Genomic DNA, 24,905 nt, shown 5'->3' on the forward strand with positions numbered 1-24,905 from the left:
CAACCGCTCACCCGCACACGACTTGACCTGCCCCACCCTCGCCACACCACAACCAACGACACACAGACCACAAAGTCACCGGCATTGGGCCTAGGACTGGCGGGGCCGTACGGCCAGGCCTTGCGGCCGGGAGTCACGGCCGGGAGTTACGGTCAGGCCTTACGGCAGGGACTGGCGACAGGCGGTCCGCAGCACCTCGAACCCGACCTGGATGAACCGTCCGAGCACGATCGATCGTCTGCATCCGCACCCCCCCTGAGCAGGGGCGTTGCGCTCGGTGTGGGCTCGGTTGCGGCGAGTCGGTACGGTCGGGGGTATGACCACAGCCATGATCACCGGCGCGACCGCCGGCATCGGAGCCGCGTTCGCCCGCCGGCTCGCCCGTAGCGGCTACCAGCTCGTCCTGGTGGCGCGGGACACCGAGCGCCTGGAGCGCGCCGCCGCCGACCTGCACGGCACGTACGGCGTCGAGGCGGAGGTGCTGACCGCCGACCTCGCGACCGACGCGGGCATCGGCGCCGTCGAGGCCCGGCTCGCCGACTCCGCCCGCCCGGTGGACCTTCTGATCAACAACGCCGGCTTCGGCAACAAGGGCGCGTTCGGGGCCGTCCCGCTGCAGGACGAGCTGGACATGCTGAAGGTGCACATCGAGGCGATCCTGCGGCTGACCACGGCGGCGCTGCCCGGCATGCGTGAGCGCCGGCGGGGCGCGATCGTCAACGTCGCCTCGGTGGCGGCCTTCCTGCCGCGCGGCACGTACGGGGCGAGCAAGGCCTGGGTGGTCAGCTTCACCCAGGGCGTGCTGCGTGACCTGGGCGGCACGGGCGTGCGGATGATGGCGCTGTGCCCGGGCTTCACCCGGACGGAGTTCCACGAGCGGGCCGGCATGGGCACCGGCAACATCCCGTCCTGGTCCTGGCTCTCCGCCGAGCGGGTGGTGGACGAGGCGATGCGCGACCTGGCCCGCGGCCGGTCGTTGTCCGTGCCGGGCAAGCGGTACAAGGTCGCGGTGGCGATCGCCCGGGTGCTGCCGTCCGGCGGGCTCGGCGGCCTCTCCTCGAAGGCGGCGCGCACCTACCGCACCGACTGACGGCCGCAGCTGTCCGAGGAGTCGGTCGGTCGGGGCGAGCGGGGCGGTCGGGCGGGGCGGTCGGCTGCCAAGACTGCCAGAGCGGTCGGGCGGGGAATAGAGCGAATCTCACTATTAGCTTGTCTAACTATGAGCTATCCTCCCTATATTGATCCCCGTCCGACCCGCCGACCCAGGGAGGCCCGCCCTTGAGGCCAGCCACCATCCGATGGACCCCGCCCGAGCGCGCCGAGGGCGAGCCCCGCCCGCCGGCCCAGTGGCGGCGCATCCTCGCGCTCTTCCGCCCGTACCGAGGTCGCCTGACCACCGTCGGGCTGCTGGTCGCCGCATCCGCCGTGGTCTCGGTGGTCTCGCCGTTCCTGCTGAAGGCCGTCCTGGACACCGCCATCCCGCAGGGCCGCACCGGGCTGCTCAGCCTGCTCGCGCTCGGGATGATCCTCACCGCCGTGGTGAACAGCATCTTCAACGTCCTGCAGACGCTGATCTCCACCACCGTCGGCCAGCGCGTCATGCACGACCTGCGCACCGCCGTCTACGGGCACCTGCAGCGGCAGTCGCTGGCCTTCTTCACCCGCACCCGCACCGGCGAGGTGCAGTCCCGGATCGCCAACGACATCGGCGGCATGCAGTCAACGGTGACCTCCACCGCGACCAGTCTGGTCTCCAACCTCACCGCGGTGGTCGCCTCCGTCGTGGCCATGGTCGCCCTCGACTGGCGGCTCACCGTCGTCTCCCTGGTCCTGCTCCCGCTGTTCGTCTGGATCAGCCGCCGGGTCGGCCAGGAACGCAAGAAGATCACCACCGAGCGGCAGAAGCAGCTGGCCGCGATGAGCTCGGCGGTCCAGGAGTCGCTCTCGGTCAGCGGCATCCTGCTCGGCCGCACGATGGGCCGCTCCGACTCGCTCGCCCGCGAGTTCACCGGGCAGTCCGACCAGCTCGCCGACCTGGAGGTCCGGGCCAGCATGGCCGGGCGCTGGCGGATGAACACCATCCAGATCGTGATGGCCGCGATGCCCGCGCTGATCTACTGGGCGGCCGGGCTGACCTCCGCCGCCGGCGCGCCGATCGTCTCGGTCGGCACCCTGATCGCCTTCGTCACCCTCCAGCAGGGCCTCTTCCGCCCCACCGTGAGCCTGCTGTCCACCGGCGTGGACGTACAGACCTCGCTCGCGCTCTTCCAGCGCATCTTCGAGTACCTCGACCTGCCGGTGGAGATCGCCGAACCGGCCGACCCGGTCACGCTGCCCGAGCTCCGCGGCGAGGTCCGCTTCGAGCACGTCGACTTCCGCTACGACCCCGCGCAGGAGCGCCCGACCCTCGCCGGCCTCGACCTCAAGGTCCCCGCCGGGAGTTCACTGGCCGTGGTCGGCGAGACCGGCTCCGGCAAGACCACCCTCAGCTACCTCGTCCCGCGGCTGTACGACGTCACCGGCGGCCGGGTCACCCTGGACGGCGTCGACGTGCGCGAACTCTCCTTCGACACCCTGGCCCGCGCGGTCGGCGTCGTCTCCCAGGAGACCTACCTCTTCCACGCCTCCGTCGCCGAGAACCTGCGCTTCGCCAAGCCCGACGCCACCGACGCCGAACTGGTCGAGGCCGCCCGGGCCGCACAGGTCCACGACACCATCGCCGCCCTGCCGGACGGCTACGACACCCTGGTCGGCGAGCGCGGCTACCGCTTCTCCGGCGGCGAGAAGCAGCGCCTCGCGCTCGCCCGGACGATCCTGCGCAACCCGCCGGTGCTCATCCTCGACGAGGCCACCAGCGCGCTCGACAACCGGACCGAGCGCGCCGTCCAGCAGGCCGTCGACACCCTGGCCGCCGGCCGCACCACCATCACCATCGCACACCGGCTCTCCACCGTCCGCGCCGCCGACCAGATCGCCGTCCTGGACCACGGCCAGGTGGTCGAACTCGGCACCCACGACCAGCTGGTGGAGCTGGATGGCCGGTACGCGGCCCTGCTGCGCCGGGAAGCGCCGGAGGCGGCCGCCCTGCCGGAACCCGTTCTCGGTCACGCCTGAACCCGCCGGTCGGACCCGGGGGTTGGGCCTGCCCGTTCGGACCCGCAAGTCGGACCCGAAGTCGGACCCGAAGTCGTAGCCGGGAGTCGGGCCCGGGAGTCGGACCCGCCGCTCGGAGCCTGGGGGGCGAACCCGTCGGCGGTCAGGCGGCCTTCGGTACCTCGTTGTAGCTCTCTGCGACCTCCTGGCCGGAGAGCCGCTGGATCGCCGCCATCACCTCGTCGGTCACCTGCCGACGGGCCTTCAGCGAGCGGGCCTGCCCGTGCAGCTCGTCGAAGTGCAGCGGCTCGCCGAAGCGGACCGTCACCTTCTTGAGCCGCGGCACGCGCTTGCCCACCGGCAGGATCTCCTCCGGCCCCTCCAGCGCCACCGGCACCACCGGCACGCCCGCGGTCAGCGCGAGCCAGGCGACGCCCGTCTTGCCCCGGTAGAGGCGGCCGTCCAGCGAGCGGGTGCCCTCGGGGTAGATGCCGAAGGCCTTGCCGTCCTCCAGGATCTCCAGCGCCGACTCCAGTGAGGCCTGAGCGGAACGGTAGGTGCCGCGCTCGACCGGCACCGCGCCGATCGCCTCGAAGAAGCCCTTGGAGAGCTTGCCCTTGAGTCCGGGCGCGGTCCAGTACTCGGCCTTGGCGAGGAAGTGCACCCGGCGCGGGGCGGTCAGCGGGATCACCACGCTGTCGATGAACGACAGGTGGTTGCTGGCCAGGATCACCCCGCCCTTGCGCGGCACGTTCTCGGCACCCTCGATGACCGGCCGCCAGATACCCCGCGAAACGGGTTTCAGCACCAGCCTGGTGGCGAGATCGAGCATGTTCCCTCCCTGGACGAACGACCGCCCGGGAGGTCCCGGGCCTGCATCAGATCCGCAGACTACGACACCCACCCCCGCGCCCGTCCACTCCCGGCCGCCGTGGCGAACACCACGGCCGGGTAGGGTACGGCCGTCCGTACCGAGCACGACCCCGCAGTACCCAGGAGGGCACGATGGAGACCACCGAGGCGATCAAGGCCTTTTTCGACCGCTTCGACCAGGATGGCGACGGCAAGATCACTCCGGCCGAGTACGCCCTGGCCGCGAACGAGATGGGCGACCACGACGTCACCATCTCGATGGCCGAGGCGCTGATCCACAGCATGGACACCAACCACGACGGCGTCCTGACCTTCGAGGAGTTCCTGGCTGCCCGCCGGCGCTGAGCCCGCGCCGACGGGGCCGGTCGCCGTACCGGCGGCGCCGGCCCCGTCAGGAGGTCCCGTCCGGAGGCTCGTCCGGAGGCTTCGTCCGGAGACTCCACCGCTTGTGCTCCGGGCCCAACCGCCCCCGCGCTCCGGGGTCCTGGTCCTACCGCTTGTCCACCGGGAACACCCGGCGCACCACCCGTTCCGCCGCCCCGCCGTCGTCCCAGACGCAGAACTTCGCGCGGAACCGCGCCCGCGCCCCCGGCGCCGGATCGCCCGCCAGCAGCGCCCACGTCAGCTCGTCCGCGGTCTCCGTGACCGCGCCCGGCGGCTCCGCGAACAGGTCGAAGTAGACGCCGCGCTCCCGCTGGTACTCCTCCCAGTCCGGGGCGAAGATCACCACCGGCCGGTCCAGCACCGCATAGTCGAACATCATCGACGAGTAGTCCGTCACCAGCACGTCCGCCGCGAGGTAGAGGTCCTCGACGACCGGGTGCGCCGAGACGTCCACGATCTCCGCCGCTTTCCCCTCGGCCGTCAGGTCGCCCGGCCCGCCGGTGTGGAAGTAGTGCGTGCGCACCAGCAGCGTGAAGTCCGGGCCCAACCGCCGGGCCAGCTCGGCCACGTCCAGCAGCGGCAGGTAGCCGCCCTTGCCGCCGCGGTGGGTCGGCGCGTACAGCACGGCCCGGGTGCCCGGCCGCAGCCCCAGCCGCTCGCGCACCGCGCGCACCTCGTCCGGGTCGGCGTCGGTCAGCCGGTCGTTGCGCGGGTAGCCGGTGTCCAGCATCTCGTACCGGCCGGGGAAGGCGCGGGCGAAGTGCTCGCTGGTGTGCGGGTTGGGGGAGACCAGGAAGTCCCAGCGGTCGATGGCCTCCTGGAGCAGGTCGAAGTCCATCCCCTCCGCTGCGGAGGGGCGGTCGCGCAGGTCCATGCCCATGGCCTTGAGCGGGGTGCCGTGCTGGGTCTGCACGTGCACCGAGCCCGGCCGCTTGACCATCGTGCGCGGGAAGTTGACGTTGTTGACGAAGTACTTGGCGGTCGCCATCACCTTGAGGTAGGCGGGGGTGTTGACGATCACGTACGGCACCCCGGGCGGCAGCGTGGCGGCCTGCCGGCGGTTCTGCACCACCCACACGCCCCGGATCCGCGGCGCGAGCTCCTTCGCCTTCTCGTAGATCGCCGCCGGACTGCACGCGTAACCCCGGTGCCAGTACGCGGCGTAGACCGCCAGGTTCTCGTCCAGCGGCAGCCGGCGGAAGGCGTTGTACGCGGTGAACCGGGCGCCGCTGCGCACCCCCTTCTTCACCGCGGGCGCCATCGCCCGCGCCCCGCGCTTGAGTTCGCGCGGCAGCCGGCCGGTGCGGCGCAGCTCGGCGTACGCGATCCGGGCGCCGCGCGAGGCCAGCCGGTACTGCACGCCGCGCACCCCGCCGGGGAAGCGGTAGCCCGTCGGGCGGTGGCGGTCGAAGTGCCGGGCGATCCGCTGGAAGAACGTTTTGCGCAGGTCGACGGGGACCAGCCCGGGGGTGTCGTAGACGTTGAGCGCCTGGCGGACGGTCCGGTCGAAGACCAGGGTGCGCAGCGAGTCCGGGACGGTTGGGCCGGGGCGGTCCGCGCGGTCCAGGAAGGCGAAGATCGCGTCGTACTGGGCGAAGACGTCGGCGTGCTTGGGGGAGGCGGTGGCGGTGATCGCGCCGTCCCGGCCGCGCCGGTAGTTGTAGCAGGGGCGGTCGAGGTAGCGCAGCCGCTCGGCGGCCAGCAGCGCGGGGTAGGTGACCGAGATGTCCTCGTAGTAGCCGCGGCCGAAGGAGACGCCGAGGCCGTCCAGGAACTCGCGCCGGAACACCTTGTTCCACACCGACATCACGGTCTGGAACAGCGCCGGGTGCTCGGCCAGGGTGCAGCCCTCGACCAGCGGGGAGCCGGTCAGCACGTGGCGCCAGGGGTTGGACTCCGTCCCGCCGTCCGGGTAGACGTGGGTGAAGTCGGTGATCAGCACGTCGGCCGGGGTCTCGCGGCGGCGCTCCTGCGTCAGCTCGTCGAGGATCACGCTGACGGTCCGCTCGGGCACCCAGTCGTCGCTGTCCAGGAACCAGACGTACTCGCCGCGCGCGTGCGGCAGGGCGGCGGTGCGGGCCCCGCCGAGGCCCTGGTTCTCGGTGAGGTGCAGCACCCGCAGCCGGGGGTCGCGGGCCGCGTAGGCGTCCAGGATCGCGCCGGAGCCGTCGGGGGAGAGGTCGTCGACCGCGATGACCTCGAAGCGGGACTCCAGGGCGGGGGTGTCGCCGAGGATCGAATCGAGGCAGCGCGGCAGGTACCGCTCCACGCCGTGGACCGGGAGCACGATGCTGAGGAGGAGGGACACGGTGGCCGAGTCTACCGATCCACCGGGCGCGACCTGCGTGGACGTCCGGTGCGGAGGTCCTGCCGGGGATCCGCGGGTTTTGCCGGTGGCAGCTGGTGGCAGCCGTGGCGGCCGGTCGGTGGGATCCGCGGGGGGTGACCCGGAACCGCCGGTGCCGGGCCCCTCACGGGGCGGCACCGGCAGTCAGGTGGCGGCCCGGCCGACCCTCTACGGCCGACCGCCGGTCCGGGCACCGCGCGAGCCTGGCCACCGCAGCGTCGAGGCGGCCGGGCAGTGGCTCGCGGGAGCCGGAGTTCTTCATCACTCGAACACGCACCTGGGTGCGGTGCGGGCACCGGCGCGTGCATCAGATATTGCTTGGAGGTTCGGCGGGAGTCAATCCCTCGAATGTGTTCACTTCATGAATTCGGGCGGAGCCGGGAGCGGGTGGGAGCTGGCGGGCGGCGGAGACGGGCGGAGACGGGTAGTGGCGGGCGGTGGCGGACGACGGTGGGCAACGGTGAGTGATGACCCCGAAGATCACTTTGTCGATCTGGCGGCTGTCCCCTATATGCGGTGTCCACATGTGGAGTCCCCGCGGGTGTGCGCGGGCGCCCCACCCGGTGCCGAGTCGCGTCCCGCCACAGCGCCCCCGTGCGCCGGGCGCGTACCGCGCACACGGGCGCCGGGCCCGCACCTCCTGGCCCTGCTGACGGATGGCCGGTCGTGCACCATCATTGATGCCTAGTCGTGATCGGCCGGGTGGCCCCTGGTGCACCGTCAGTTGACGCCACACGATACGGTGGCACAACACCAAGGACGGTTGCGCGAAGGCCGTCTGTCACGGATAGTCTTCGCCTCACGGCCCTGGCGCCTCGTAGGGGTGGGAAAACTGATGGAACACATGCAAGTGCGGACTCGGCCCCGTGTGCCGGCGATCCAGTGCGGTGTCGGCACGACCGGCCGCCGGATCGAACGGCACCTGGCCGTGCTCGGCGCGCCCGCGCTCCCGGCGGTGGACACCGCCGAGGCGCTCGGGTTGATAAGGGAGCTGACGCCGCGCGGCGGCGAAGCCCCGGCGACCCGGCGTCGCCACACCAGGATCTCGCTGCTGACACCGCTGCGTCGGCTGCGGCGGAGCCTCTTCGGCGGGCGCGGCTAGGGGTTCGTCCCCGGTCGGCGTCAGTCGTTGTCCCGTCCTGGTCGGGAGCAGGCCCGGTGGACCATCCGGTCCGCCGGGTCATTGGCGTATCCGGGCAGCTGCCGTCGGGGAGCCGGGCGGGCGGCCGCTGTCCCGAGCCGGGCGGGGGCTGTCCCGAGCCGGGCGGGGCTGGTCGAGGCCCGGGCTGTGGTCTGAACCTTTCACCCTATGCGAGTTTGCCTCCCTGGCAAGCCGAGTCGGCGAGGCAGTACGCCGAGCCCCCTGACCTGGGTCAGGATGGCGCCATGGCGGACAACAAGAACTCCACCCCGGCCGGTCTGTTCCAGACCACCACCTTCGAGATCACCACGGGCAGCCGCGAGGTCGCCCTCGACATCACCGACCGCTGCGCCGCGTTCCTCGACGAGCGGGCCGCCGGGCGCGACGGCCTGCTCAACGTCTTCGTCCCGCATGCCACCGCCGGGATCGCCGTCCTGGAAACCGGCTCCGGCAGCGACTACGACTTCCTCGCCACCCTGCGCGCACTGCTCCCGGCCGACGACCGCTGGAGCCACCGGCACGGCAGCCCCGGCCACGGCCGGGACCACGTGGTGCCCGGACTGGTCGCCCCGCACGCCACCCTGCCCGTGCTCGGCGGCCAACTCGCGCTCGGCGTCTGGCAGTCGGTGGTGCTGGTCGACACCAACGGGGACAATCCGCGCCGTACCGTCCGGCTGTCCTTCCTGGGCTGACTCCCGTCGGGCCGGCCGGCCCCCCATCAGGCCGATTGCCATGTCCGGTGGCTACCGGCCGACGTGCGCGGCCACGGCCGTGAGGTAGCGCTCGATCGCCAGGTGCTGGCAGAGCAGCGCGACCGGGCGGCCGAGGCGCGCGTACCAGGCGGAGAGCCGGGAGAACGCGGTGACCTCGAACCACACCTCGCCGTCGGCGTCCATGGACACCAGGAAGGCCTCCTCGCCGCACTCCGGGTGCCCGGGGAGCGTCCCGTACGCGAACCCGACCCGGTCCGGCTCGTCCACGGTCCACACCACCCGGCAGGGGATCACCAGACGCGGCCACCGACTCCCCGGCAGGCTCAGCCGCAGCAGGACCGTGTCCCCGTCGCGGGCCGGCCCGCCGGGGTGGACCGCGAAGCCGGTGCCCAACTGGGTGCCCCAGCCGAGGACGTACCGCCCGGCCCGCTGCAGTACCTCCGGCCCGTGCCCGAGGTGCACCCGCCGCCGCAGGTGTGCGTAGCCGTCCGGCAGCCGCCCGCCCCGGGTGGCCCCCACCTCGGCGTACGACGGGGCGGTGGCGCGGGCGGCGAGCAGGCGCTGATGGAGATCGGTAGCCATGCCGGTCACGGTAGCCGTCGGCCAGGCCCGCCCGGTCGGCGGGCCGACGGCTGCCGACTGCCGGCGGACGGGCCATGGCGGACGGGCGGGCTGCGAACGGGCTGCGGCGGACGGCGTTCGGCGAACAGCTTTCAGGCAACAGATATCAGCGAACGTTTTCTGAAATCTGTTCGCTGTCATCTGTCTGCTGTCATCTGTTCCCTCAACGCCGTGCCCCTCCGCCGTCCGCTTCGGTCAGTCGTCCAGCGAGATCGCGTTCTTGGCCCGCTCCACCGATTCCTCGGCGGCCGGTCCGCCCGGGTTCTCCGTCGCCAGAGCCTGGTTGAGTTCGACGAACGGGCGCAGCCGCTCCTCGTACGAGGCGAGGGCGGTGCGGTGGTCGCCGGCGGATCGGGCGAGTGCGTCGGCGAGGACGTGGGCGCCGACCAGGGCGAGGCTGGTGCCCTGGCCCGACAGTGGGGAGGCACAGTAGCCCGCGTCCCCGAGCAGGGCGATCCGGCCGTGTGACCAGCGGTCCATCCGGATCTGCGTCATCGTGTCGCAGTAGAGGTCGGGCGCCTCGGCCAGCGCCTTCAGCAGCCTCGGGGTCTCCCAGCGCAGCGCCGACATCCGCTCGGCGACGACCGCCCGCTGCGCCTCCGGACTGCGCCGGCCCTCCGGAAACGGCTCACCGGCGAAGCCGAAGGTGATCCGCAGCTCGGTGTTGTCGCGTACCGGGTAGACGCCGTACCCGGCCTCGCCGTCGCGCAGCCACAGCTGCCAGTCCTCCAGGTCGAGGAAGTTGTCCGCGCTGAAGATCGCCAGGTGCATCCCGAGGTGGCGGGCGAAGCGCTCCTCGGGCCCGAAGGCCAGTCGGCGCACGGCCGAGTGCAGTCCGTCGGCGCCCACGACCAGGTCGTACCGGCGCGGCTCGCCGTGCTCGAAGGAGACCCGGACGCCTTCCTCGTCCTGGTCGAGCGCGGTCACGCTGTCCCCGAACACGAACCGGCTTGCCCCTTCCTCGGTGGCACGCTCGTGCAGGTCCGGACGAGGTCGTCTCGCAGCAGCTCGAGGTCGTCGTTGTCGAGCCGCCCGCTGCTGATCGTGTGCTCGGTGGAGCGGTGGACCTCGCGGCCGTCGCCGTCCAGGACGGACATGCCCCGCATCCGGGTGCGCCGGGCGCGGACCTGTTCCAGCACGCCCAGTCGTTCGACCACCTCCAGCGCGACACCCCGGATGTCCACGGCCTGCCCGCCGCCGCGCGGCCCGGGAGCGCGCTCCACCACCGTGGGGGCGAAGCCCCGGCGGCTCAGCAGTGCGGCGAGCGCGGTACCGGCGATGCCACTGCCGGAGATGAGCACGGTCTTCATTGGTCGCTCCTCGCTGTCCGTCCGCGCGCGGTGTCGCGCGTCGGCTCGTACGCTGTACGCGGGTTGAATGTACGGCGTACGCGTAGGCCTTCCAAGTGCTGTTCCACCGCCTCTGATCTAGTGCAGCGAGCCGATCCGTAGCGGCGCTCCTGGTAGCGTCTGAACTAGTACAGTTCGGGCCGTCGCGGAATGAGATCCGCGTCACACGAGAGAGTGGGCCGCATGACCGCCGGATCCGAGTCCACCCCGCCGTACCGGCGCATCGCCGACGAGATCGCGGGGCGGATCGCCGACGGCACGCTCGCGCCGGGCGAGCAGGTGCCGTCGACGCGGCGGATCGCCCGTGAGTGGCACGTCGCGCTGGCCACGGCCACCAAGGTGCTGACCACACTGCGGCTGGAGGGGCTGGTCGAGACCCGGCCCAGGGTGGGCACCGTGGTGGCCGCCACCGCTGCGCCCGGGCCTGCTGCGCCCGGGCCCGCTGCTCCCGTGCCCGGTGCGCCCGGGCCCGCTGCTCCCGTGCCCGGTGCGCCCGGGCCCGCTGCTCCCGTGCCCGCCGGACCCGTTGCCGCCGCGCCCGCGTCGATGTCCGCCGCACCGTCGGCCTCGGGGCCGTCCGTCGAGCTGACCACGGAGCGGATCGTCCGGGCCGCGATGGAGATCGCCGACCGTGAAGGGCTCGCGGCGCTCTCCATGCGCAGCATCGCGGCCCGGCTCGGCGTCGCCGTGATGTCCCCCTACCGCTACGTCCCGAGCAAGGACGACCTGGTGCTGCTGATGGCGGACGCGGCGTTCGGAGAGGAGTCGTACCCGGCAGAACCACCGGCGGCGTGGCGGGCGCGGCTCGAGATCGGCGCGCACACACTGTGGCGGATCTACCGGCGCCACCCATGGCTCGCCCAGGTCGGCGCGCTCACCCGCCCGCTGATGCTGCCCGCCCTGCTGGACCACGCCGAATGGGCGCTCACCGCGCTCGACGGTCACGGGCTCGACGCCACGACCATGCTCGACCTGCACGTCCTGCTCTACAGCTACGTCCAGGGGATCGCCGTCCACCTGGAACGGGAGGCCCAGGCCGAGGCCACCACCGGCCTCACCGAGGACCAGTGGATGGACCATCAGGGTCCGGCCCTGACCGCGATCGTCACCGGCGAACGCCATCCCGTGTTCGCGCGTACGACCGGCAGCCTCGGCAACGGCTACGACCTCGACCTGGACGCGTTGTTCGCCTTCGGGCTGAAGCCGCTGCTGGACGGCGTCGCCGCCATGATCGAGTCGGCCGGGAGCGGGAGCGGGAGCGGGAGCGGGAGCGGGAGCGGGAGGGGGAGCGGTAAGGGAATCCGGTCGCGGGAGCGGCAGGGAAGCGAGGCCGGGATCGGGGCCGTCTTGCGGCGGGGCGGAGTGGCGGAGTAGGAAGGCGGCATGAGCGACAGCGTGACGGACGAGTCCACGGCGGTCTGCGAGCTCGCCCCCGAGGGCGGTGCCGAGGCGGCGCTGCGGCACGACCCGGCGGCGACCGGGCCGCGCGCCGACTGTGTGCTGTGCGGCGAGCCGACCGAGCTGCCCGCCGATCAGCCGGGCAGCACGCTCTGCCCGGTGTGTGCCTGGCAGCAGGCGCAGCGGATCGCCTGCTCGGGCTGATGCCGGTCCCCGGTTGAGTCGGCGGCGTTACGCGTCCTCCCGCCCGGCCAGGGCCAGGGTCGAGCCGCGCCGCCCCTTGCGGACCATCAGCTGGGCCGAGATGCGGCTGCGCAGGTCGGCGACGTGGCTGACGATTCCGACCGCCCGGTCCCGTTCGCGCAGGCCGTCAAGGACGTCCATCACCTCCTCCAGGGACTGCTCGTCGAGGGTGCCGAAGCCCTCGTCGATGAACAGGGTGTCCAGCGGCATGCCGCCCGCCTCGTCGGTGACCACGTCGGCCAGGCCCAGGGCGAGGGAGAGCGAGGCGAAGAAGCTCTCGCCGCCGGAGAGGGTCGCGGTGTCCCGCTCGGTGCCCGTCCAGGCATCCACCACCCGCAGGGCCAGGCCCGAGCGCCTGGTGCCGTTGCCCCGGTCGTCGCTGTGCACCAGGGTGTAGCGGCCGCCGGACATCCGGACCAACCGGTCGCTGGCGGCCGCCGCGACCTGCTCCAGCCGGGCCGCCAGGACGTACGACTCCAGGCGCATCCGCAGCCGGTTCTCGGCGGAGGTGCCGGCGGCCAGGGTGGCGAGCCGGTTGATCCGCCCGTACCGGTCCAGCGCCGGAGCCAGTTCGGCGGCGAGCCCGGCCAGCTGCCGTCCGATCGTGGCCAGTGCCTCGCGCCGCTCGCGGGCCGCCGCCTGAGCGGCGTGTGCCTCTCCGAGCCGGTCGGTGGCGGTGCGGAGGGCGGCTGCGGCGGCGGGCAGGTCGACCGGGGGACGGGCCGCGGCCTCGGCCAGCTCCGGGAGGTCGAGCTCACGCCGGACGGCGGCGGTCTCCGCGCGGTGCCGCTCCAGCCGGGCTTCCAGCCGCTCGCGCTCCTCGCGCGGCAGCAGCACTGCCAGTGCCGCCTCGGCGTCCGGGAAGCCCGCCACGGCGGCGGCCTTGCCCAGCTCGCCCTCGGCCTCGTCGAGCCGGGCGGCCGCCTCCGCACTGGTCCGGGCCGCCGCCGCCGCGGTGGCGACCTGTTCGGTGAGCCGGGTCAGGGCCGCGGCCCGGTCGGCGACCGAGGCCGCCTCACCCCGGGCAGCTGTCACCCGGGCGGTCAGCGCCTCCCGCTCGGTGTCGAGCTTCAGCAGCCGGTCGGTGAGGACGGCGGCGCGTTCCTTGGCCTCGTGCAGCTCGTCGCCACGGCGGGTGCGGTCCCGGGACAGCCGGGCGATCTCCTGCTCGACGCGGCCGAGCGCCTCCGCCGTGTGCCGGGCCTCGCGGTGTTCGCGCTCCAACGCGGCGAGGGCCCGCACGAGCGCGTCCGCACCGTCCGCACCGTCCGGTCCGGCCGCCCCGGCGGCGGCGGCCTCGCGCACCCGCAGGGCGGTCAGTGTCTGGTCGGCCGCCGTCCACGCCTGTTCGGCGTCGGCCTGGGCGCGGCGGGCCCGCTCCTCGTCCTGGGCGCCGACCCGGCTGCCGGGCGCCGCTTCGGCGGGTGCCGGGTGATCGGGCGAGCCGCAGACCCGGCAGGCCTCGCCCGAGCGCAGCTGTTCGGCCAGTTCGGCGGCCATGCCCGTCAGGCGCCGGTCCCGCAGGTCCAGGCTGTGCTCGCGGGCGTCCAGTGCGGCGGTGCGCAGCTCGGCGACCCGCGGTTCGGCCGCCGCGATCTCGGTGCGCAGGCCGTCGCGCTCCCGGGCCGCGTCCAGGCGGGCGGCCGACTCGGTGCGCTGCCCGTCCAGTTGCTCGACCCTGGCGGTTGCCGCCCGGGCCGCGGAGTGTTCCTCCTCCAGCCGGTTCAGCTCGCCCTCGAACTCGGCCAGCCAGTCCTCGGCCTCCTCCGCCAGTGCCTCGGCGGCACTTCGCTCCGCCGTCAAGGAGCGCTGTTCGCGGGCGAGTTCGGCGCAGTGCCGCTCCTCCGCCCGGGCCGCCTCCAGCCGGACCACCTCGGCCCGCAGCCGCAGCTCGGCCTCGGCCAGCTCGGCGGCGCCGGCCCCGTCGAGCGGCCGGCCGCCCTCGCCGGTGGCGGCGGCCAGCGTCTCGCGGTGCCGGCGCTCCGCCGCCTGGGCGCGCCGGAGCGCCTCGGCCGCGCTCTCCCGCAGCCGCAGCGCGGACTCCACCCCGACGGCCTCCTGAGCGGCGGCCAGCCGCTGCCGGTCCCGCGCCGCGTCCGGCTCGAACCCGGCCAGCCGCTCGGCCCGGTCCAGCGCCTCCCGGTGTCGGCGCTGCCGCCCGGCCAGCTCCTCGGCGGCCTCTCGGTGCCGCTGGGCCGCGCGCTGCGCCTCCCCGGCGCCCGCGAGCGCCGACTCCGCGACGGCGAGTTGCTCGGCCGCGCCGCCGCGCAGGATCGCCGCCCAGCCGAGCACCCCGGAGGTCGGCCCGGCGTCACCGTCCTCGGCCGGGGCCCAGCCCTCGACGGGCTCGGCGCCGGGACCGGCCGCCTGCTCGGCCTTGCTGGCGAGGTCGCGCAGCCGGCGCCGGCCGGCCTGGACCTCGGCCTCCTGGGCGCGCCGCTGCTCGGCCAGCCAGTCCTCGACGAACCGGTACCGCTCGGTGTCGAACAGCCGCCGCAGCAGCTTGCCCCGCTCCTCCGAATCGGCCTTGAGGAAGCGGGCGAAGTCGCCCTGCGGCAGCAGCACCACCTGGCAGAACTGCTCCCGGTTCATGCCGATCAGCCGGAGGATCTCCTCCCCGACCTCCTGGTGCGACTTGCTGAGCCCCCGCCAGCCCGCCGTGCCGTCGCCCGTGTCGGCGACCCACTCGCGCAGCAGGGTCTGCGCCCGCTCGACGGTGGTGCCGGTGCCGACCTTCTTCGGCCGGCGCTGCTCCGGCAGGCGGGTGATCTGCAGCCGCCGCCCGCCGAGGGTCAGCTCCAGCCGGACCTCGGTCAGCCGCTTGGGGTCGGCGTGGTCGCTGCGCAGCCGGTTGGCTCGGCGGGCGCCCGGCGTCTCGCCGTACAGGGCGAAGCAGACCGCGTCCAGCACGCTGCTCTTGCCCGCGCCCGTCGCGCCGCGCAGCAGGAACAGCCCGCCGGCGGCGAGTGCGTCGAAGTCCACCGTCTCGGAGCCCGCGAACGGGCCGAAGGCGGTGACGGTGAGCCGGTGCAGCCTCATCGGGGCAGGTCCGCCTTCCGGTCGGTGGTCTCCCGGACGCGCTCGAAGCCCTCGCGCAGCCAGCCGAGCTCGTCCGGCGCCGGCTCGGCTCCGGGACGGACGTGCCGCAGGAAGCCCTCGGCGATCTCCAGGTCGCCCCGGCCGCTCACCCGTGCCGCGTAGGAGGACGAGGACTCGGCCTCGGTCTCCTCGGGGTCGAAGAGCAGTTGCAGGGTGTGCGGGAAGCGGCGGCGCAGCTTCTCCATCGGCTCGCTCGGCCGGGCCGCGTCGGTGAGCGTGGCCTGCACCCAGGACTGCTCGTGCTCGGCGTACTCCTCGTCGGTGAGCAGCGCCTCCAGGCTGTCGCGAAGGGTGGCGAGGCGGCGCGGCTCGGGGCAGGGGACGCGCTCGGCGGTCACCGAGCCGTCGGCCGCGAGGTCGACCAGCCACATGCTCTTGCGCTGCTTCGCCTCGGAGAAGGAGTAGGCGAGCGGGGAGCCGCTGTAGCGCAGGTGCGGGGCGAGCGTCTGGCAGCCGTGCAGGTGGCCGAGCGCGACGTAGTGCACCCCGTCGAACACCGAGGCGGGCACCGCGGCGACGCCGCCGACCGCGATGTCCCGCTCGCTGTCGCTCGGTGCGCCGCCGGTGACGAAGGCGTGCGCCAGCACCACCGCCCGGGTCCCGGCCGGGCGCGCTGCCAGATCGGCCCGCACCTCGTCCATCGCGGCCCCGAGCACCGCCGCGTGCCCGCCCCTCGCCAGGCCGAACCGCTCGCGCACCAGCGTCGGCTCCAGGTACGGCAGCCCGTACACGGCCACCGGCCCGTGCTCGTCCGCCAGCAGCACGGGAGTGGCGCACTGGCCGGGATCCGTCCGCAGGTGGATCCCGGCCCTCCCGATCAGTCCCGCGCCGACCCCCAGCCGGCGGGCCGAGTCGTGGTTGCCGCTGATGAACACCGTCGGCACGCCCAGATCCGCCAGCCGGTGCAGCACGTCGTCGAACATCGAGACCGCTTCCAGCCCCGGCAGTGCCCGGTCGTACACGTCCCCCGCGACCAGCACGGCGTCCACACCCTCGGCCCGGACCACATCCACCAGGTGGTCCAGGAAGGCCCGCTGGGCGTCATGCAGGCTCTCCCGGTGGAACGAACGCCCGAGATGCCAGTCAGAGGTATGCAGCAGTCGCATGGTCCCCGACCCTAACCCGCACCACTGACAATCCCACCCGGATCCGTGGAGGCATGCGTCTCACGGGTACCGGGGGTCGGTCGGGGTGCTTTCGCCCCATCGGATCGTCGGTCAAGTCGACACGATCTCTCTCGCCTCTCCCGCGCCCCTTCCTTTCGAGGCGCGCTGTTCGATTACTCGGAGTGGATTGTCAGTGGCTCTGTGTATGTTCCTCGACGTCGGCAGCTCCGCCGTTCGGGGTGGCCGGCGCTGTCGGGTGTCGGGTGATCGAGGAACGGATCGAGGAACAGGAGGAGCCATGGCTGCTGTGCGGGAGCTGGTGCGCGAGGTGGCGGGTGTCGCGGGGCGGCGCCGGCGGGTGCTGGTGCTGGCCGGGTCGAAGCAGGGGGGTGCCGGTGGGGCGCCGGGCGGTGGGTCCGGTGGGGCGGTGCCGCCCGGGGGCGGACGGCCGCCGGGCGGGCGTGCGGGAGGAGGTGGTGCGCGGGCGCGGCGGAGCGAACGGGCCCGGGGTGCGCCGCCGCAGCCGGTCGCGGTGGCCCTGGCCGTCGAGGCCGGGGACTTCGCCGGGCTCGCGCGGTACGGGCTGTTCGGCGGACTCGGCCACCAGGACTACCTGCGGCGGGCCGAGGAGCAGCTGACGGCCCTGTACCGGCAGGGCCTGGAGGTGCACCTGCGGGTCCTGGACGCGAACGACTTCGAGGACTACTGCGAGGTGCTCGGCCTCGATCCGCGGATGCCCGCGGCCCGGGTCGCCTACGCGGGCGATCCCGAGCTGGCCGGGGAGCCGTTCGTCTACGCCGGGGAGCGGCTGGCCGAGCTGCTGCCGGTGCTGATGGACGACCACCGGGCGCGGGTGCGGATGTCCGTGGCCTGCGCGGCCCTGTTGGACGCCGTCGGCGACGACCAGGCCGGGCAGCGCCGGATGGCTGCGGTGATGCAGTACGTGACGTCGGTGTACCTGGCGCTGGCCGAGGGCGCCGGGGAGGGCTGTCACCTGCTGACGCTGCGCTGCCACGGACCCGAGGACGGTGAGGAGCTCACCTCGGCGGTGGACGTCTGCGTGGAGCAGGGGCGGCTGTACCCCGCCGGGCGGGACACCGAGGCTTTCTGCGTCACGCTCGCGGCGGGTGTGGCCTCCGGAGGTGAGGGGGCGCTGCTGCTGCACGGCGATCCGTCGCTGAGCGGCCGGGCAGACCCGCCGCCCGGTGGCTCGGGGGGTCCCCCCGGCGGCGACGGCCCGGCCCGGCCGCCGGTGCGCGGTTGGGCGCTGGCCGGCGGGCGGCTGCGACCGATGACCGCGCATGAGGTGTTCGACGAGCTCGCCGACGACGCCGCCCGCGGGCTGCCGTTCCCGCCGGGCGTGGACCCGCGGCCCGGGTTCCCGTTGCCCGGGTTCCCGTCGCTCGGCGTCCCGGCGCCGGGCTTCCCGCCGCCCGGGTTCCCCGGCCCCCGGGGCGGGGGTGGGCCGCTGGGGTGATCAGGGCGGTCACCGCCTCCGCATCCACCATGCGGCGCTGGGGACTGTTCATCGACCGCCTGTTCGGGGAAGATTCGGAGAAGATCAACAGCAGGAGCGCGCGGTACCCCACGCCGCCGCTCCGGCCGCTCCGCTCCGTACCGCGCCCTGCAGGTCCCTTCCGCGCACCGCCGGTCCGGCGAGCCCGACAGCGAGAGGGGGACGCATGAGCGCGCGGAGCGAGCTCGGTGCCGGGGGGTGCGCGCAGGCGGACACCACGGCCGAGGTCTCCACCGGTTCGTTCGCCGATGTCTCCGCTGGGCCGTGCGGTGCCCCGGCCGAGCGCCGCGAGGCGAGAGCATGAGCCCGATCGAGTACAGCGCGGAGATCGCCGAGCTGCTCGGCAAGGTGCGGCGTCGCCCCACGGCGGGCTGGCCGTGGCGGCCGGGCGAGCAGGTGCCGGACGGGCTGCCTGTCAAGCAGTCCTGGGGGTGGCTGTTCGCCCCGGACGGGCGGGTGCTGACCCTGGTGAACCCCAGGGACGGGATCTGCTCGCTGCCCGGCGGCTCGCTGGAGCCGGAGGACGCCGGGGACCCGGCGGCCGCCCTGGCCCGGGAGGCCGCCGAGGAGGCGCAGGCGGTGATCGGTCGGCCGTACTACCTCGGCTACCTCTACGACCGGGTCGGCTCGGCGAACGGCGGGCACGAGTGCGCGCGGGTCCGGATGGCGGCGGCGCTGCGGGCGGTCGGGCCGAGCGCGGCCGACCCGGCCTCGGGCCGGCACTACCGGCGGCTGCTGGTCGCGCCCGGGCTCGCCGTCGAGCTGCTGGGCTGGGGCGAGCCCGGGCTGCGCCAGGCGCGGGCGGCGGTTGCCACCGCCGTCCGCCGGCTCGGCGTGCCCGCAGCCGCGAACGAGACGATCGATGAGCTGCCCGTCGGAGGCTGCACGGTCTCCCCGGGTGCCGCGTACCCGGGCGGCGGCCACCCGGGTGGGCGGGGCTGACCCGGTTCGGGAGTCGACCCGCCCGTCCCGGGCCTGAGCGACGCTCATTGTCTTGACGTTCAGTGTCTCGGGGCTTGGTGTCTCGAGGCTCGGTGTCTCGACGTTCAGCGCGTCGACGTTCAGCGCGTCGACATCGAGCGCGTCGACATCGAGCGCGTCGACGCTCGGCGCTTCGGCGTCCGGTCCTGAAGGTGGTTCACACCGGCACCCGCCCGCGCCGGGTCGCACCCGCCCCGGTCCCCTCGCGCCCGCTGCCGCGCCCTTGCCCCCCGGCCGCTGACCCGCGTCGAAATTGACTCAACGATGGTCGGACGTCGACTCCAGGCTTACCCCGCGCTGAACATCCACAAGTTGCCGGTCTACGCGCGCAGTGCTACGCGCGTCAAAAAGCACCCGGGCTGACCAGCGTGAACTCACGTGCTGTGGGCGGCAGTTCACCTCTCTGCTATCAGACGGTCCGTCAATATCTTTGGCATGAGCGCTTCCGGGTTCGGCTACCGCCTGGTATCACTTCTGTGACCCACGCCACGCCCCCACGCCCCCACCCCCCCCACCCTGGAGGTGTCATGATCCACCCCCGCCCCGCCCGTGCCCTGTCCATCGCCGCGATAGCGGCAGGCCTCGCCATGACGACGCTCTTCGCTGCCTCGTCCGCCAACGCGGCCGGTGCCAACTACGTGGCCCTCGGCGACTCGTACTCCGCCGGTGTCGGCGCCGGCAGCTACCTGAGCGACAGTGGCAGCTGCAAGCGCAGCACCAACGCGTACGCGTACCTGTGGAAGAACGCGCACTCGCCGTCCTCCTTCAAGTTCGTCGCCTGTTCGGGCGCGAGGACCGGGGACATCCTGAACAACCAGATCTCCGCCCTGGACTCCGGCACCACGCTGGTCAGCATCTCGGTCGGCGGCAATGACGCCGGCTTCGCCGACACCATGCAGACTTGTGTCCTGGGCTCCGACAGCGCCTGCCTCAGCGCCGTCAGCACGGCGAAGAACTACGCCCTCAACACCCTGCCCGCCCAGCTGGACCAGGTGTACTCCGCCATCAAGTCCAAGTCGCCGAACGCCCACGTCGTGGTGATGGGCTACCCGCACATGTACAAGGTGGGCGGTGACTGCGTCTTCGGCATCGGCGACACCAAGCGTGCCGCCATCAACAGTGCCGCCGACACCCTGGACGGCGTCCTCGCCAAGCGCGCCGCCAACGCCGGCTTCAACTTCGGCGACGTCCGCAGCATCTTCACCGAGCACGAGATCTGCGGCAGCCTGACCACCTGGCTGAACAGCACCACCCTGCCGATCGACGAGAGCTACCACCCGAAGGCCTCCGGCCAGGCCGGTGGCTACCTGCCGGTCTTCTCGCAGTCCTGACGGACCCGGTCGGATTCCGACACCGCCGCGGCCGTCGCACCACGGCTGCCGCCGCCCCCTCCCGAGGCACGGGGAGGGGACGGCGGCAACGCCGTTTCAGCTACCGGTAGGGGCAGCCCCGGTCGAGACGGTTCCGGTCGGGACGGCTCCGGTCGGGGCGGTCCCGACCGGAGCGGGTCAGGCCCCCGGCCCGGTCGGCGCAGGCCCGGTCGGCGGGAAGGGGATGCCGGACAGGACCGGCAACAACTCCGCCTCCTCGTGCTCGAGGTGCGCCTCCAGCTGGGCCGACATCCGGTCCAGTTCGGTGCGGAGCCGCTCCGGCTCGGTGACCTCGATCCCGGCCAGCAGCGCCACCAGTTCGTCCTTGATCCGCCCGATCGCCCGGTGCTGCTCGTCGAGCCGTGCGAGCACGTCGGCCAGCTCCGGGTGGCTGCGCGCGAGCGCGGGGAAGATCGCGGCGTCCTCGCCGGTGTGGTGATGGGTCAGCCCGTCGCAGAACGCCAGGCAGTGCTGCCGTAGCTGCAGCCCGAGCCCGGCCGGGCGGCCGGGGACGTGCGTGTGCGCCTCCTCCCGGACGTGGCGCAGCTGTGCGCGCAGCCAGGTGTGCGCCTCCAGCAGCTTGTCGGCGAGGGTGCGTACCACCGGCTCCTCGCCGCCGGGTCCGGCCCCGGGCCGCTCCCGTTCCAGTACGACGACCGGCAACTCGCGTTCGGTGTGCGCCTGGTAGTCGCCGTACCCCGGCGCCTTCCGGACGACGGCCGCGAACAGCCGTTCCCGGCGGGCGCCTTCGGCGGGTACGGCGATCACGTCGAAGGTGTCGGTGCCGAGCTCGACCCGGGCCACCGGGTGGACCAGCAGGTTGCGGTACCACTGTGGGTGTTCCGGCGCCCCGGCGGCCGAGGCGACGACCAGCAGCAGCCCCTCCGCCCGGACGTACCCGAGCGGCACGGTGTGCGGCCGCCCGGACCGGGCGCCGGTGGTGGTCAGCAACAGCAGGTCGCCGCCCTCGAACGGGCCGCCGACCCGCCCGCCGTTGGCGCGGAACTCCTTGATGACATTCAGTTGGAAAGACATAGGCATGTGTGTGTGGTGGGGTCTCCGGAGAAAGGGGAGTCGCGGCCACACGCGGTGACAGTCAGGGGTGGCGCATCGCGCACGCGGACACCGCGGGTGACCGCGTGGCGTCAGATCAGGGAAGCGGAGAGAGTGCTCATCGCGCGTCGTCCCTTCGGAAGGGTGCTCGCTCGGCCACCGGCCGGCCCACTGCTCTGTGGCCGGCGCCGCGCTGCACGCCCCCATTAGATCCGCGCCGCGGTCGCACTGTCAACGAGCGGGATCACCCACCACCGGGGGCGGCGAAGCACCGCGCGGTACGGCGACGCGCCGCCGCTCCCCCTGGAGGCGGCGGCGCGTCGGGTCTGCGACGGCCGGTATGGCGGTGCTTCTGCGACGGTCGATATGACGGCACGTCAGCGGCGGTCGGTGTCGCGGTGCGTCAGCGCAGGTAGTCGACCAGGCCGGTCGGCTTGAGGCCGGCGGCGTCGGCGGCGGCCAGGGCCCGCTGCAGGTCGGTGGCCAGGGTGTCGGTCCAGTGCATGAGGACGACGTCGCCCGGCTGCAGCAGGCCCGGGTGCCAGATGTCGGCGGCACCCCAGCTGAAGTCGGCGTCGGCGGTGAGCACGGTGCGGATGCCGCAGTTGGCGGCGGCCTGCAGGGTGTCGGCGTTCCAGGCGAAGTACGGCGGACGGAAGACCACGGGCGCGGTGCCGAAGTGGCGGGTCAGGGCGTCGCGGGCGTCGCAGATCTCGACCTGCTGCTGGTCCGCCGGGAGTTTGCTGAGGTCGGAGTGGGAGACCGTGTGGTCCTGGATCGAGGAGCCGGGCACGGCGGTGACCCGCTGGAAGAAGGCCGGGTCGGTGCCGGCCGGCATCGGCAGCGGGAAGGCGGTGATCGGCAGGCGGTGGTCGGCGATGAACTGTTCCGCCTCGGGGGTGCGCTGCCAGCCGTCGTCCACGGTGAAGAAGACGACCCTGTCGGTGGTCGGGATCGAGCTCGCCGCCACCGCCGGGGCGGGTGCGGGCCCGTCCACCCGGACGTCGTCCACCGAGAACGGGCCCTGCTGGTACCAGCCGTGCACGTACAGTCGGACGCTGTGCGCGTCGGGGCCGGTGGTGAACCGGGTGGTCAGTCGCTGCCAGCCGCCGCCGGTGCTTTCCGTCCAGGCGGGCGGGACGTCCTTGCCGGTGCCGGTGGCGCCCAGGTAGACGAAGCTGCCGCGCACCCAGGCGGAGGCGGTGTAGGTGGTGCCGGGGCGGACGGCGACGGTCTGGGCGCACTCGCCGGTGGAGTCGGCGTTCGCCGGGGTGACGGTCAGCGCGGAGGCGCCGGCGTGCGGGGCGGTGGGGGTGACGGCCGCCTCGGCCGGGCCGCCGGTGCAGTTCCAACCGGGGATACTGCCCCAGTCGGCGAGGCTCGGGGCGGGCAGCTCGAACCCGGGGTTGGTCGCCAGGTTGACGGTCGGGGCGGCCTCGGCGGCCGGGGTGGCAGGGGCGGCCTGGGCGGCCTGGGCGCCGTCGGCGGAGGCCGCCGGTACGGCGAAGGCGGTGAGCAGCGCGACGGAGGCGGCCAGCGCGGACAGCCGCGTGGACATCGACACGTGAGGACTCCAGCGTGTGGGGGAGACGCCCGTGGGGAGGGCGCGAACGAAAGGGGTGGTGGTGCGCCGCACTCGGACCGAAGAGAAACAATGGACTGGACCAATCGGCCCGTCAAGGGAACGGCAGATGAACCGGGCGGCCACCGGACCTGTGCCACAAGGGACAAGACGGCCAGTCAAAACACCTACCGGACATCCCGATCAGGGGAGGTACAGCTCCTCGATGTCCTCCGCGTAGTACTCCGCGATGGCCCCTCGCCGCAGCTTGAGTGAGGGCGTCAGCAGACCTTGCTCCTCGCTGAACTCCCGTGGGAGCAGCCGGAACGCGCGGATCGACTCGGCTCGCGACACCGCCGTGTTCGCCGCCGCCACCGCGCGCTGGATCTCGACGTGCAGGTCCTCGTCCGCGAGCACCGCCCATGCGTCGAGCTGTTCCCGCCCGCGGGTCTTCAGCCAGTGCGCCAGCGCCGCCGGGTCGAGCGTGATCAGTGCGGCCACGTACGGGCGGTCGTCGCCGACCACCAGGCACTGGGAGACCAGGGGGTGCGCCTCGACCCGCTCCTCCAGGCCGGCCGGGGCGAGGTTCTTGCCGCTGCTGGTGACGATCAGGTCCTTCTTGCGGCCGGTGATGGTGAGGTAGCCGTCCTCGTCCAGTCGGCCCAGGTCGCCCGTCGCGAACCAGCCGTCGACCAGCGACTCGGCGGTGCACCGCGGGTGGTTGAGGTAGCCGCCGAAGACCGAGTCGCCGCGCACCCACACCTCGCCGTCGTCGGCGATCGCCACCGAGGCGCCCGGCACCGGCTGCCCGACGGTGCCGAGCTTCTGCCGCCCGGTCGGATTGGCGGTGATCGCGGCGGAGGTCTCGGTCAGCCCGTACCCCTCGTACAGCTGCAGCCCGGCGCCGGTGAAGAACAGGCCCAGGTCGCGCCGCAGCGAGGAGCCGCCGCACATCACGCTGCGCACCCGGCCGCCGAGCGCCGCGCGCAGTCTCGGGTAGACGGTCCGCTCGTAGGCGAGGTGGCGCAGCCGCAGTGCGGCGCCCGGTCCGGGGCCGCGTCCGAAGGCCTTCTGCTCCCGGGCGGCGGCCCAGTCGACGGCCACCTGTCGGGCCTGCTCGAAGAGTTCGCCGCGGCCGGAGCTCTCGGCGGCGCGCCGGGCCTGCTGGAAGATCTTCTCGAACACGTACGGGACGGCGTGCAGGAAGGTCGGCCGGAAGGTCTCCAGCGCGGGCAGCAGCGCGTCGGTGGAGACCTCGGGGACGTGGCCGACCCGGAAGCCGCCGCGGATCGCCGCGATCTGCACGGCCCGCCCGTAGACGTGGGCGAGTGGCAGGAACAGCAGGGTGCCGGGCTGGCCGCCGCCGGTGTCACGCAGGACGTCGCCCCAGCCGGCGAGCAGCGCGTCGGCCTCGGCGGCCAGGTTGGCGTGGGTGAGCAGGCAGCCCTTGGGCCGGCCGGTGGTGCCGGAGGTGTAGACGACGGTGGCGACGTTCTCGGCGGCGACGCCGAGGCGCTGGCGGTGCACCAGGGAGTCGGGCACGCCGTGGCCGTCCTCGGTGATCGCGGCGACGCAGTCGCGGTCCAGTTGCCAGATGCCGGTGAGGTCGGGCAGTGCGTCGCAGACCGCGCCGACGGTCATGGCGGCGTCCTCGTCCTCGACCAGGCAGGCCACGGCCTGGGTCTCGGCGAGGATCCAGCGGACCTGCTCGGGGGCGGCGGTGGGGTAGACCGGGACGGTGATCGCGCCGATCGACCAGAGCGCGTAGTCGAAGAGGGTCCACTCGTAGCGGGTGCGGGACATCAGGGCGACCCGGTCGCCGTAGTGCACGCCGTGTGTCAGCAGTCCTTTGGCCAGGGCGAGCACCTGGTCCCGGAACTGCCGGGCGGTGACGTCCTGCCAGCGTCCGCCGCCGGTCCGCCGGGACAACTGGACCAGGTCGGGGGTGCGCTCGGCGGTGTCGTACAGGGAGTCGGCGAGTCCTCCGGCGGCCCCGGGAGCGTCCGGGGCGGGGGTGGTGAACTCGCGCACAGTCCTCCCCAGTTCGCGTCTCCCGG

General features: G+C 73.5%; 20 protein-coding genes. 10 read left to right on the forward strand and 10 right to left on the reverse strand.

Going from position 1 to position 24,905, the window contains the following annotated elements:
* Window positions 1-316 precede the first annotated feature (316 nt).
* Together ACZ52J_RS17300 and ACZ52J_RS17305 are read left to right on the forward strand one after the other, a co-directional pair.
* The gene (locus ACZ52J_RS17300) at window positions 317-1,090 is read left to right on the forward strand and encodes an SDR family NAD(P)-dependent oxidoreductase (RefSeq protein WP_465619681.1); all 774 of its coding nucleotides are present in this window, start codon (window positions 317-319) and stop codon (window positions 1,088-1,090) included.
* A 188-nt stretch (window positions 1,091-1,278) separates the two neighbouring features.
* The gene (locus ACZ52J_RS17305; protein WP_465619683.1) at window positions 1,279-3,114 is read left to right on the forward strand and encodes an ABC transporter ATP-binding protein; all 1,836 of its coding nucleotides are present in this window, start codon (window positions 1,279-1,281) and stop codon (window positions 3,112-3,114) included.
* Between the two features lie 142 nt (window positions 3,115-3,256).
* On the opposite strand, the gene ACZ52J_RS17310 is transcribed toward ACZ52J_RS17305, so the two are convergent.
* The gene (locus ACZ52J_RS17310) at window positions 3,257-3,925 is read right to left on the reverse strand and encodes a lysophospholipid acyltransferase family protein (protein WP_360490092.1); all 669 of its coding nucleotides are present in this window, start codon (window positions 3,923-3,925) and stop codon (window positions 3,257-3,259) included.
* Between the two features lie 173 nt (window positions 3,926-4,098).
* Here ACZ52J_RS17310 and ACZ52J_RS17315 point away from each other — a divergent pair, with 173 nt between their 5' ends.
* A complete protein-coding gene (locus ACZ52J_RS17315; RefSeq protein WP_360490091.1) occupies window positions 4,099-4,311 on the forward strand; it encodes an EF-hand domain-containing protein in 213 nt (70 codons plus the stop codon).
* Window positions 4,312-4,456: 145 nt separating this feature from the next.
* Here ACZ52J_RS17315 and ACZ52J_RS17320 read toward each other — a convergent pair whose 3' ends face one another.
* Window positions 4,457-6,658 carry a bifunctional glycosyltransferase/CDP-glycerol:glycerophosphate glycerophosphotransferase gene (locus ACZ52J_RS17320; RefSeq protein ID WP_465619686.1) on the reverse strand — a complete coding sequence of 734 codons (2,202 nt, stop codon included), beginning with the start codon at window positions 6,656-6,658 and terminating at the stop codon, window positions 4,457-4,459.
* An 874-nt stretch (window positions 6,659-7,532) separates the two neighbouring features.
* Between ACZ52J_RS17320 and ACZ52J_RS17325 the strand changes: the two genes are divergently transcribed.
* Together ACZ52J_RS17325 and ACZ52J_RS17330 are read left to right on the forward strand one after the other, a co-directional pair.
* Window positions 7,533-7,799 carry a hypothetical protein gene (locus ACZ52J_RS17325; protein ID WP_360490087.1) on the forward strand — a complete coding sequence of 89 codons (267 nt, stop codon included), beginning with the start codon at window positions 7,533-7,535 and terminating at the stop codon, window positions 7,797-7,799.
* A 284-nt stretch (window positions 7,800-8,083) separates the two neighbouring features.
* On the forward strand, window positions 8,084-8,530 hold the full coding sequence (locus ACZ52J_RS17330) for a YjbQ family protein (protein WP_465619688.1): 447 nt from the start codon (window positions 8,084-8,086) through the stop codon (window positions 8,528-8,530).
* Window positions 8,531-8,581: 51 nt separating this feature from the next.
* Here the strand turns inward: ACZ52J_RS17330 and ACZ52J_RS17335 are convergent, their stop codons facing one another.
* From ACZ52J_RS17335 to ACZ52J_RS17345, 3 genes are all read right to left on the reverse strand, one after another.
* Entirely contained in the window at window positions 8,582-9,133 is a 552-nt protein-coding gene (locus tag ACZ52J_RS17335) for a DUF1990 family protein (protein ID WP_360490083.1), read from the reverse strand.
* 234 nt (window positions 9,134-9,367) lie between these two features.
* Window positions 9,368-10,114, reverse strand: coding sequence for an FAD-dependent monooxygenase (locus tag ACZ52J_RS17340; RefSeq protein ID WP_465619690.1), 747 nt, complete (start codon window positions 10,112-10,114; stop codon window positions 9,368-9,370).
* Window positions 10,096-10,482 carry an FAD-dependent monooxygenase gene (locus tag ACZ52J_RS17345; protein ID WP_465619692.1) on the reverse strand — a complete coding sequence of 129 codons (387 nt, stop codon included), beginning with the start codon at window positions 10,480-10,482 and terminating at the stop codon, window positions 10,096-10,098. Before ACZ52J_RS17345 ends, ACZ52J_RS17340 begins: the two co-directional genes overlap by 19 nt.
* 222 nt (window positions 10,483-10,704) lie before the next feature.
* Between ACZ52J_RS17345 and ACZ52J_RS17350 the strand changes: the two genes are divergently transcribed.
* Together ACZ52J_RS17350 and ACZ52J_RS17355 are read left to right on the forward strand one after the other, a co-directional pair.
* Window positions 10,705-11,895 carry a TetR/AcrR family transcriptional regulator C-terminal domain-containing protein gene (locus ACZ52J_RS17350; protein WP_465619694.1) on the forward strand — a complete coding sequence of 397 codons (1,191 nt, stop codon included), beginning with the start codon at window positions 10,705-10,707 and terminating at the stop codon, window positions 11,893-11,895.
* Window positions 11,896-11,904: 9 nt separating this feature from the next.
* Window positions 11,905-12,123 (forward strand): hypothetical protein, encoded by a 219-nt coding sequence (locus ACZ52J_RS17355; protein ID WP_465619696.1) that lies wholly within the window; start codon window positions 11,905-11,907, stop codon window positions 12,121-12,123.
* Window positions 12,124-12,150: 27 nt separating this feature from the next.
* On the opposite strand, the gene ACZ52J_RS17360 is transcribed toward ACZ52J_RS17355, so the two are convergent.
* Both ACZ52J_RS17360 and ACZ52J_RS17365 read right to left on the reverse strand, forming a co-directional pair.
* Complete coding sequence (locus tag ACZ52J_RS17360; RefSeq protein WP_465619698.1) at window positions 12,151-15,201, reverse strand: AAA family ATPase; 3,051 nt, start codon at window positions 15,199-15,201, stop codon at window positions 12,151-12,153.
* Window positions 15,198-16,367 carry an exonuclease SbcCD subunit D gene (locus ACZ52J_RS17365; protein WP_465619700.1) on the reverse strand — a complete coding sequence of 390 codons (1,170 nt, stop codon included), beginning with the start codon at window positions 16,365-16,367 and terminating at the stop codon, window positions 15,198-15,200. The genes ACZ52J_RS17360 and ACZ52J_RS17365 overlap by 4 nt, the downstream gene beginning before the upstream one ends.
* A gap of 298 nt (window positions 16,368-16,665) precedes the next feature.
* On the opposite strand from ACZ52J_RS17365, the gene ACZ52J_RS17370 reads away from it, so the two are divergent.
* From ACZ52J_RS17370 to ACZ52J_RS17380, 3 genes are all read left to right on the forward strand, one after another.
* On the forward strand, window positions 16,666-17,844 hold the full coding sequence (locus tag ACZ52J_RS17370) for a hypothetical protein (RefSeq protein WP_465619702.1): 1,179 nt from the start codon (window positions 16,666-16,668) through the stop codon (window positions 17,842-17,844).
* 339 nt (window positions 17,845-18,183) lie between these two features.
* A complete protein-coding gene (locus ACZ52J_RS17375; protein WP_465619704.1) occupies window positions 18,184-18,825 on the forward strand; it encodes a hypothetical protein in 642 nt (213 codons plus the stop codon).
* A 566-nt stretch (window positions 18,826-19,391) separates the two neighbouring features.
* Window positions 19,392-20,195, forward strand: coding sequence for an SGNH/GDSL hydrolase family protein (locus ACZ52J_RS17380; protein WP_465619706.1), 804 nt, complete (start codon window positions 19,392-19,394; stop codon window positions 20,193-20,195).
* A 177-nt stretch (window positions 20,196-20,372) separates the two neighbouring features.
* Here the strand turns inward: ACZ52J_RS17380 and ACZ52J_RS17385 are convergent, their stop codons facing one another.
* From ACZ52J_RS17385 to ACZ52J_RS17395, 3 genes are all read right to left on the reverse strand, one after another.
* Window positions 20,373-21,275, reverse strand: coding sequence for a nitroreductase/quinone reductase family protein (locus tag ACZ52J_RS17385; protein ID WP_465619709.1), 903 nt, complete (start codon window positions 21,273-21,275; stop codon window positions 20,373-20,375).
* A 415-nt stretch (window positions 21,276-21,690) separates the two neighbouring features.
* Window positions 21,691-22,845: a polysaccharide deacetylase family protein gene (locus tag ACZ52J_RS17390; RefSeq protein WP_465620005.1), complete on the reverse strand. Its 1,155-nt coding sequence runs from the start codon at window positions 22,843-22,845 to the stop codon at window positions 21,691-21,693.
* Window positions 22,846-23,052: 207 nt separating this feature from the next.
* On the reverse strand, window positions 23,053-24,879 hold the full coding sequence (locus ACZ52J_RS17395; protein WP_465619711.1) for an AMP-dependent synthetase/ligase: 1,827 nt from the start codon (window positions 24,877-24,879) through the stop codon (window positions 23,053-23,055).
* Window positions 24,880-24,905: the final 26 nt, after the last annotated feature.

Source organism: Kitasatospora sp. NPDC034035, assembly GCF_055575755.1.

What these genes read in the sequence shown, in the direction of transcription:
- ACZ52J_RS17300 (WP_465619681.1), top strand. Translation starts at nt 317, where the DNA reads ATGACCACAGCCATGATCACCGGCGCGACCGCCGGCATCGGAGCCGCG.
- ACZ52J_RS17310 (WP_360490092.1), bottom strand. Translation starts at nt 3,925, where the DNA reads ATGCTCGATCTCGCCACCAGGCTGGTGCTGAAACCCGTTTCGCGGGGT.
- ACZ52J_RS17315 (WP_360490091.1), top strand. Translation starts at nt 4,099, where the DNA reads ATGGAGACCACCGAGGCGATCAAGGCCTTTTTCGACCGCTTCGACCAG.
- ACZ52J_RS17325 (WP_360490087.1), top strand. Translation starts at nt 7,533, where the DNA reads ATGGAACACATGCAAGTGCGGACTCGGCCCCGTGTGCCGGCGATCCAG.
- ACZ52J_RS17330 (WP_465619688.1), top strand. Translation starts at nt 8,084, where the DNA reads ATGGCGGACAACAAGAACTCCACCCCGGCCGGTCTGTTCCAGACCACC.
- ACZ52J_RS17335 (WP_360490083.1), bottom strand. Translation starts at nt 9,133, where the DNA reads ATGGCTACCGATCTCCATCAGCGCCTGCTCGCCGCCCGCGCCACCGCC.
- ACZ52J_RS17345 (WP_465619692.1), bottom strand. Translation starts at nt 10,482, where the DNA reads ATGAAGACCGTGCTCATCTCCGGCAGTGGCATCGCCGGTACCGCGCTC.
- ACZ52J_RS17350 (WP_465619694.1), top strand. Translation starts at nt 10,705, where the DNA reads ATGACCGCCGGATCCGAGTCCACCCCGCCGTACCGGCGCATCGCCGAC.
- ACZ52J_RS17355 (WP_465619696.1), top strand. Translation starts at nt 11,905, where the DNA reads ATGAGCGACAGCGTGACGGACGAGTCCACGGCGGTCTGCGAGCTCGCC.
- ACZ52J_RS17360 (WP_465619698.1), bottom strand. Translation starts at nt 15,201, where the DNA reads ATGAGGCTGCACCGGCTCACCGTCACCGCCTTCGGCCCGTTCGCGGGC.
- ACZ52J_RS17365 (WP_465619700.1), bottom strand. Translation starts at nt 16,367, where the DNA reads ATGCGACTGCTGCATACCTCTGACTGGCATCTCGGGCGTTCGTTCCAC.
- ACZ52J_RS17370 (WP_465619702.1), top strand. Translation starts at nt 16,666, where the DNA reads ATGGCTGCTGTGCGGGAGCTGGTGCGCGAGGTGGCGGGTGTCGCGGGG.
- ACZ52J_RS17375 (WP_465619704.1), top strand. Translation starts at nt 18,184, where the DNA reads ATGAGCCCGATCGAGTACAGCGCGGAGATCGCCGAGCTGCTCGGCAAG.
- ACZ52J_RS17380 (WP_465619706.1), top strand. Translation starts at nt 19,392, where the DNA reads ATGATCCACCCCCGCCCCGCCCGTGCCCTGTCCATCGCCGCGATAGCG.
- ACZ52J_RS17385 (WP_465619709.1), bottom strand. Translation starts at nt 21,275, where the DNA reads ATGCCTATGTCTTTCCAACTGAATGTCATCAAGGAGTTCCGCGCCAAC.
- ACZ52J_RS17390 (WP_465620005.1), bottom strand. Translation starts at nt 22,845, where the DNA reads ATGTCCACGCGGCTGTCCGCGCTGGCCGCCTCCGTCGCGCTGCTCACC.